4 protein-coding genes are annotated in these 8,569 nt (G+C 58.6%); all 4 read left to right on the forward strand.

Annotated features, from left to right (window positions below; translation table 11 throughout):
* Positions 1-505 precede the first annotated feature (505 nt).
* The gene (locus tag WCA10_RS04840; RefSeq protein ID WP_472821369.1) at positions 506-829 is read left to right on the forward strand and encodes a hypothetical protein; all 324 of its coding nucleotides are present in this window, start codon (positions 506-508) and stop codon (positions 827-829) included.
* Between the two features lie 390 nt (positions 830-1,219).
* Complete coding sequence (locus tag WCA10_RS04845) at positions 1,220-3,460, forward strand: prolyl oligopeptidase family serine peptidase (protein ID WP_472821370.1); 2,241 nt, start codon at positions 1,220-1,222, stop codon at positions 3,458-3,460.
* Between the two features lie 661 nt (positions 3,461-4,121).
* Positions 4,122-7,673, forward strand: a complete 3,552-nt coding sequence (locus WCA10_RS04850) for a protein kinase domain-containing protein (protein WP_472821371.1) — start codon at positions 4,122-4,124, stop codon at positions 7,671-7,673.
* Between the two features lie 232 nt (positions 7,674-7,905).
* Positions 7,906-8,569, forward strand: a 664-nt coding sequence (locus WCA10_RS04855) for an outer membrane protein assembly factor BamB family protein (protein ID WP_472821372.1), incomplete at its 3' end; no start/stop codon positions are given.

Here is an 8,569-nt window from a genome sequence, read left to right on the forward strand (position 1 = left end):
CCGGCACTTAGAAATCCATCCAGCGCGAGTCCTCGACCAAACCCGCCACTATCGGCGAGGGAATATCCCCATGTCCTCTGAAATCAGCCCTGTGGATTTACAGAATCGCTGTTTTGGACAAGAGTGACTCCGCACTCGGTTACCCGCCGATCACGATCGGTAATTAGCGATGCAGCCTCGTGCAAGCAATCGACCATCCGTGCCACTGGCAAAGTAACTTGCGGGCGCAGCATATTCACTTCCAGCGTAGACTTCAGGCATGAGAACAGTTGCACACCTCATTCCCACCACCGACCGCAACGGGAAGTTCTCCGGCTATTACAAGTGCTCTCTTTACACAGCTGAGTTTCGGCCGAATCCCGAGTGCCTCAAAGAAATGGCGTCGTTCTTTGCCGCCCACGTTCGGTTCTCACATTGCGACGATGACACCACGCACAAGGACCTACAGCCGAATCCCCGAACGTATCGCAGCAGAAGATTCAGAGTACTTATCAACTGAGGTGGCATGGACAATCTAGAAATGTTGAATGCATTGCTTGACATGACGACGGAAGCAGAGGAATTGGCTTCAGATATCGAGAAGCCGGAACGCCTCAGATTGCTAGTCGTAGAAATGAGGAGCAAGGCAAGAAAAGTGCGCACGAGATTGAGACGAGATCGACAAATAGAAACACGCTATGAACTGTGCATGATTGGACTTCTTGAGGAACTCGATTTTGGCAGGGTATCTTGGCGAAACGTGACCGCGTTGGAAGCGAGGTTGGGCCGTATACGCGAAGAAATCGACCGAACAATTGGAGTGATCAAAGCAAGCCGTTTGATTATGTAGCCATTTTGCTTGGAACTCGCCGACAGCGCTCCCTGATGACTGCACGGACCTGCCGTCGACGAAGGCGACTCAGGCGGAAGGCAGCAAGCTGTGCAAGCCCGCATAGACGATTTGACCTATCGCCCGAATGGGTCCCGACTCAATCACCGCGACTTTCTCTCTCCCCAATGGATAGGACGGCCTACGACAGCCTGGGAGAAGATGACATGGACAAAGATGACAGGGACCTCGCCATCAAGAATTACAAGAAGTCGCTTGAATTAGATCGAGCAAATGACAATGCCAAGAAGATGTTGAAATAATTGACTGCTCGATGATGCGGATATCACACGGCGATCGCTTTAGGTTCGCTCAGCGCAGCGATAGCAAGGCAAGAAGGAGGAGGTTTGCTTGAAACGAAGGATAGTAACGTTCCTGTTTTTGTTGACTTCTATCAGCTTTTTCGCTTCGAACCTTTACGCTCAGGCGGCAACGGCGATGAAACAACCAGTCGCGCCGGTGCGTCCGATCACGGACGACTACTTCGGCACGAAGGTGGTCGACAATTACCGTTGGATGGAGAACCTGAAAGACACGGAGATGCAACGCTGGATGAAGGTGCAGGCGGACTACACACGGGCGACGCTCGATGCGCTGCCCGGTTATCCCGCGCTGCTCAAGCGTGTAGACGAACTGAATATGTCCGAGCCGGCGCAGGTGAGCGGCGTGGAGATCGTCGGCGGGCGCTATTATAGTCTGCGCACGCCGAAAGGCGCCCAATCGCCGAAGCTCTATGTTCGCGATGGCGTGAAGGGCGACGACCGGCTGTTGATCGATTCGGAAAAGTTATCGACTGGTACGCAGGCGCACCTGAGCATCCAGGGGTATCGCCCGTCGCCGGACGGCCGCTACGTCGCCTACCAGCTCGCCGGCGGCGGTTCCGAGGAAAGCGTGCTGCACATCCTCGATGTGAAAAGCGGCAGGGACTTGGCTGAAATCGCCGACCGCGCCTACGGCTATCCGCCGTTCTGGCGCGCCGATAGCAAGTCGTTCTTCTACCGACGCGGACAAAAACTCGAACCCGGGATGCCCAAGACGGCGAAGTACCAGAAAGGGCGCGTCTATCTGCATAAGCTCGGGCGTGAGTTCGACGACGATCCGCCGATCATCGGGCGCGGCGTCAGTGACCCGGCGATCGCGCTGACGCCGATCGACTGGGTGGAGATCGCCACCGCGCCCGGTTCGCACTATGCAGTCGCGGCGATCTCACCAGGAACCGAGTCGCGCCTGCGCGTCTACGCGGCGCCGGTCGATGCAGTCCAGGATGGCAAGACCGCCTGGCGGCCCGTTGCCGCGAGCTCCGACGATCAGTACATCAGCGGCGATTCGCCCTTCGGCGATCCGGACCACCCGGTCGTTGCGCTGACGGGAGACACGCTCTACTGGCTGTCGCGCAAGGACGCACCGCGTGGCCGAATCCTCAAGCTCGATCTTGCAGATCCTCGATCGAAGCCGGAAATCGCCGTGGCGCAAGGCGACCTGCCGATCAGCGAGGTCTACGCCGGTCGCGATGCGATCTACTGGCGTGTCAGCGATGCGGGCGTCAACAGTGTCTCGCGCCTGCGCTTCGCGCGCGGGGCCAAACCAGAAACGCTGCGTCTGCCCTATCCAGCGGACATTGTCAACATAGCGACCGATGGCGAAGGCGACGCGACGGCCCTTCTTGCATTGAGTTGGCTGCGTTCGAATGCCTATCTCGGCGTCGACGTAAGAACTGGCGCGGTCACAGACACCGACCTGCAACCGGCAGGACCCTACGACCATCTCGACGATCTGGCCATCGACGAAGTCAAAGTCAAGAGCTGGGACGGCGTTGAAGTGCCGCTGTCAATCGTCCACGGGAAAGGGCTGAAGCTAGACGGCGACAATCCGACGATCGTGACCGGCTACGGCGCCTACGGCATCAGCTCCCCGCCGCGCCACAATCCGGCAATGCGTGCCTGGTATGAGAGAGGCGGCGTACGAGCGATAGCCCACGTGCGCGGCGGCGGCGAGTACGGCGAGGCGTGGCACCAGGCCGGATTCCAGGCGACCAAGCCGAATACCTGGACGGATTTTATCGCCTGCGCCCAGTATCTCGTCGACCACAAGTACACCAACCCGCACAAGCTGATCGGATTCGGAGGAAGCGCCGGCGGCATCCTGATCGGCCGCGCGATCGAGGAGCGTCCCGACCTATTCACCGTCGCGATCGTCATGGTTCCGCTGGCCGATACGCTGCGTTTCGAAGCGACCGCCAATGGCCCCCGCAATGTCGCCGAGTTCGGCAGCGTCAAGACCGAGGCCGGCTTCAAGGCGCTGTACTCGATGAGTCCGTACGCGCACGTGCAGGACGGCAGCAAGTATCCCGCTGTGATGATCATGACGGGTATTAACGATCCGCGCGTCGCCGCCTGGATACCGGCCAAGTTCGCCGCGCGGCTGCAGGCGGCGACGAAGTGCGGCAAGCCGGTGCTGCTACGCGTTGACTACAACGCGGGCCATGGCTTCATCGACGCGACGCGGCTACAGGGCGCTCTGATCAACACCGACATGTACGCCTTCGCGCTGTGGCAGACCGGCGATCCGGATTTTCAGCCCACCAAGAAGTAGTCCATTTTTTGTAGCGCTATGCACCTTGGCAGTCGTCGCCACAGCGACCGTGATGCTGGCCCGCAAACCCCCGGCCGAGCCTCGCGTCCAGGTGACCCCGAAAGAGGTGGCGCGCCGCAGGGTGGCGTTCAGCCTATGATCAAGGGTCTGGACAAGGCCACGCGTCCAACCACCAAGCGAGTGACAGGTTGTCCCGAGGTATGCTCTCAGTTGGCGATTTCAGGCCAAAGCGCTCCTTGACCTATTGAGATCGTTTCTGGTTCTTCGGCAAGTGGACGTAGAACCGGCTAACCTGAAACGGAGATTCCAACATTGCCCTGGTTGGCAGGTCTACGACAATGCGACTATACGGCAGCGTGGAATGCGTTCATCGTCAACGAGCATGAATTGAGGATCGCCTTCGGCCACAAAGTCGTATATCAAAGCTGATCGGGTAACCCCATTTGCACAGGCGACGTTTGCCACCATGAAGTCGGCGCAGGCTGTGCATCAGAGGTAATCTTCGGTTTGGCGACCATCCGCCTGGAACCTTCCTGCTGGAGCGCCGGCCAAGTTACGGAGCTATGCTTTGACCGGCGTCAGCTGAAAACCAGTTGTAGGTCTTCCCGTCCCTTCTGGATGAGTTACTCATCTGGTCGGGTAGACTTGCTAAGCCACTTCCATGCCCCTCTTTTCAGGCGACAAACTCGGCCAGTATGAGATCCTCTGCCCTCTCGGAGCAGGGGGGATGGGAGAGGTCTTTCGCGCCAGGGATCCGCGCTTGGGCCGCGATGTCGCAATCAAGGTGCTGCCGGCAGGAATGGCAGATGATCCTGACCGCCTCTCTCGCTTTCAGCGTGAGGCTCGCGTCGTAGCTGCGCTCAACCATCCCCACATCGTCACGATTTACTCAGTGGAAGAGGCTGACGGCATCCACTTCCTCACTATGGAAGTCGTAGAAGGGCAGCCCCTGGATCGGCTGATTTGTGCGGATGGTTTGCCTGTGGAGCAGGTTGTAAACATTGCGGGTGAATTGGCCGATGCGTTGGCGGCCGCGCACGACAAGGGAATCGTGCATCGCGACCTGAAGCCAGCCAACGTGATGGTCACCCACGACGGCCGCGTGAAGGTGCTGGACTTCGGACTGGCCAAAGAGGTCGGAACAGGCGGCCCTGACGAGACCACGCGCACTTCGCTCGGCAACACACAGCCTGGGGTAGTGATGGGGACGCCGGCCTACATGTCGCCGGAACAAATTTCGGGACGCCCGTTGGACCACCGCACCGACATCTTCTCGTTCGGCGTGGTCCTGCACGAGATGGCCACCGGACGCCAACCGTTCCAGGGGAACTCCTCCGCTGAGCTGATCTCGGCGATCCTGCGAGATACTCCCGCGCCGGTGACCGACAGTCGGCCCGATCTGCCCGGCGATCTGGCCCGCATCGTCCGGCGCTGCCTTGAAAAGGATCCTCGCCACCGCGTGCAGACTGCACGCGATGTCGCAAATGAGTTCCGCGACCTTACGCGATATGCGTTCCCGAAGACCTCGGCAACGAGGCAGCCCTCACATTCTGTGCCCGCGGCCGACTCCGGCGCTACGCGCGCCAATGAAGGCTTCTGGGTCGCCGTGCTGCCCTTCAAATCGACGGGGGCAAGCCCGGGGATCGCTGCGCTTGCCGAGGGACTGAGCGAGGAGATCGTGACCGGCCTTTCCCGCTTTTCTTACCTGCGCGTCATCGCCCGAAGCTCTACTTCGCGGTACTCCCACGGCTCCGTCGATGTTCGCATCGCCGGTCAGGAACTGGGCGCGCGTTACGTGATGGAAGGCAGCTTGCGCCAGGCAGGTTCGAAGCTGCGCCTATCTGTTCAGCTTGTGGATGCTGTCACGGGTGCCCATCTTTGGGCCGAGAATTACGAGCGCGTTTTCAGCTTGGACGCGTTCTTCGAACTACAGGACGATCTTGTTCCTCGCATCGTGTCAACTGTCGCGGACACGCAGGGTGTTTTGCCTCGCAGCATGTCGGAACTCCTCAGGACGAGGAATCCAGCCGACTTGAGCCCTTACGAGGCAGTGCTTCGCAGCTTTGCGTACTTCCAACGAGTCAATGCCCACGAGCACGCTGGGGCGCATGCTGCTCTCGAGCACGCCGTCGAGTTGCAGCCTGGCTATTCCGATGCCTGGGCCATGCTGTCGCTCATCTGCAAGGAAGAGTTCACGCATGAACTCAATGTCCGGCCCAATCCGCTGGGGCGGGCTATGGCAGCCGCGCAGCGCGCGGTCGAGGGCGCACCTTCCAATCACCTCGCATATCATGCGCTCGCGATGGCGCAGTATTTTCTCGGCGATCGGCATGGATTCCGGATCGCGGCGGCACGATCTTTAGAACTCAACCCCATGGACGGCTTCTCCGTCGCTTTTTTGGCATCCTTTATCGCATATGACGGCGAATGGGAGCGCGGCTGTAAGTTGTCGGCGAAGGCTCGTGAGCTGAATCCGCACCACCCGGGATGGTATTGGTTTGTTCCGTGCTTTGACGCCTACCGCAACGGAGATTACCGCCTGTGTCTTGAGTTTGCTCGTAAGGTGAACATGCCCAGCCTCTGGCGTACATGCGCGGTGATGGCGGCAGCCTACGGGCAACTTGGTGAGATCGAATCGGCACGAACTCCGCTGCAGACTTTGCTGACCTTGCGGCCGAACTTCCGTGCCGAGGCCTGTAAGCAACTGGCAATCTACTGGGGACCAGACCTTGTAGAGGGTCTTATCGACGGACTCTGCAAGTCGGGTCTGGAGATAGAAAAAGCCCAGAAGCGACCACAGGCTCCGTCTCCGGCGCAAAGCGGCGCACAGCCTGCAGCGGTGTCTCCCTCCATCGCTGTGCTGCCCTTTGCCAACCTGAGCGCGGAAAAAGATCAGGAGTACTTTTCCGACGGGCTGGCCGAGGAAATCATCAACCTGCTCGCCCAAATTGCAGGGCTCAAAGTGATTGCACGAACGTCGGCTTTCGCCTTTCGCGGCAAAGAGCAGGACATCCGCGCCATCGCCGAGGCGCTTGGCGTCAGTTCTGTCATGCAGGGTAGCGTACGCAGAGCAGGCAGTCGCATAAGGGTGACGGTGCAGCTCATCAACGCTGCCGACGGCGCACATCTCTGGTCGGAGCGCTACGACCGCGAGATGACTGACGTCTTCGCGGTGCAAGACGAAATCGCCGCAGCAATCGCAGGGAAGTTGCAGGTCAAGCTTTCCGCGTCGCCACCAAGGTACGTACCCCAGCCGGCGGCGTATGAGGAATTTCTGAAGGCACGGCACCATCTGCAGCGGTGGACCCCCGAGTCGGCGGCACGCGGCAGAGAATGTCTTGAAAGAGCAGTTACGCTCGATCCTGGATTTGCTCTGGCGCATAGTGATCTCGGATGGTGCTTCTACATCCTGGCTATCGAGAATCAGATCCCTCCAAGGGAAGCAGCCGATTCAATGAGATCGACGGCACGAAAAGCACTGGAGATTGAGCCATCGCTACCGGATATTCACGCTGTTCTGGCAATGGCGGCAGTGCTCGATTACGACTGGTCTGGGGCTGGGTGGGAGTTCGAACTTGTTATGGCCAGCGAGCAGATACAACCGTTCATTCGCTACCTCCATAGTTCGTTTTATCTTGCATCTCTGGGACGCATGAAAGAGGCCGAAGAGGAGATTAAGCGTGCACTTCAGGAAGATCCACTCAATGCTTTGTGCCGCTCAGCCTTGGGGAGCTTCTGTTTGGCCTCCCGCAGATTCGCCGAGGGAGAAACCATACTTCGGGATGCTTTGCAACTCGATGAGAACTTTTGGATCGCCCATTCATGGCTGAGCTTCTCTTGCTTAAAGCAGAACCGACTGACCGAAGCCATCGCTTACGAAGAGAAGGCACGATCACTGGCGTCCTGGAATCCGACCGTCATAGGCCGGCTTGCCGCAATGCATGAGCGCGTAGGAGAAGAGATTCGAGCACAGGCCTTGCTCAAAGAGCTTGGCGACGGCACGGCTTTTGGAGTTCCCGGTGGCTTCTTTTGTTATTACTCGGTTCTAGCGAATATCGATTCTGCCGCTGACTGGTATGAGAAGGCCATTGAGCAGCGCGATCCCCGTGCGCCATGGCTCTTTCCCCTTCAGTTTGGTGATTTCCTTATCTCTAGCCCGCGCTGGCCAGACTTGAAGCGGATGATGAATTTTCCCGCTGTCGTTTTGCCTTGAATGCTGAGGAGTGGATTGTGTCTGGATGAGCACCTAAGAGGAAGTTATGTTTTGGGAACTCCAAACAAAGACCAAGCGACGAACGACGATTCCCAAGTCGGTCATCCCTGCACCTCCACTGCTGTCCCCGCGCCTATGACACTCCTGGGGTCCTCAATCACTCTGCTGCTGACGACGCCAGAGTCTGGTGTTAGTCTCAGTCAACTAGCTAATCTCAATCTGAGGTGTCCGTGTGAAGCGTCCGGTATTGACATGGGCCATGTTGCCCGCTGTCCTTCTGTTCGCGGGATTCAGTGACACCAAGCATCAAAACAGTTCGAGCACTATTGAGGTCGCGAACGACCGCGCGAATTGGATGATGTACGGCCGGACGTACGACGATCAGCGCTTCAGTCCGCTGAACCAGATCGACGAGCAGACCGTTGCCAATCTGGGACTGGTGTGGAGCCAGGAACTTGACACCACCCGCGGCCTCGAGGCAACTCCGATCGTGGAAGACGGTGTGATTTACACCACTGGATCGTGGAACGTCGTCTACGCGATGGATGCGAAGACGGGCAAAATGCTGTGGCAGTATGATCCTGCTATCGATCGCAGCCGGGCGTATTTTCTATGTTGCGATGCGGTCAATCGCGGTGTCGCGCTCTACAGAGACAAGCTGTATGAAGGCACGCTGGACGGTCGCCTCATCGCGCTGGACAAACGCGCCGGAACAATCCTGTGGAGCACGCAGACAACCGATGTCACCCAAGCCTATTCGATCACTGGTGCGCCACGGATCGCAAAGGGAATGGTCGTAATCGGGAACGCCGGGGCCGAATATGGGGTGCGCGGCTATATATCAGCTTATGACGCGGAAACGGGCAAGATGGCGTGGCGCTTCTACACCGTTCCGG

Origin of the sequence: Occallatibacter sp., from assembly GCF_049582745.1 — a bacterium.
Lineage (GTDB): Bacteria > Acidobacteriota > Terriglobia > Terriglobales > Acidobacteriaceae > Telmatobacter.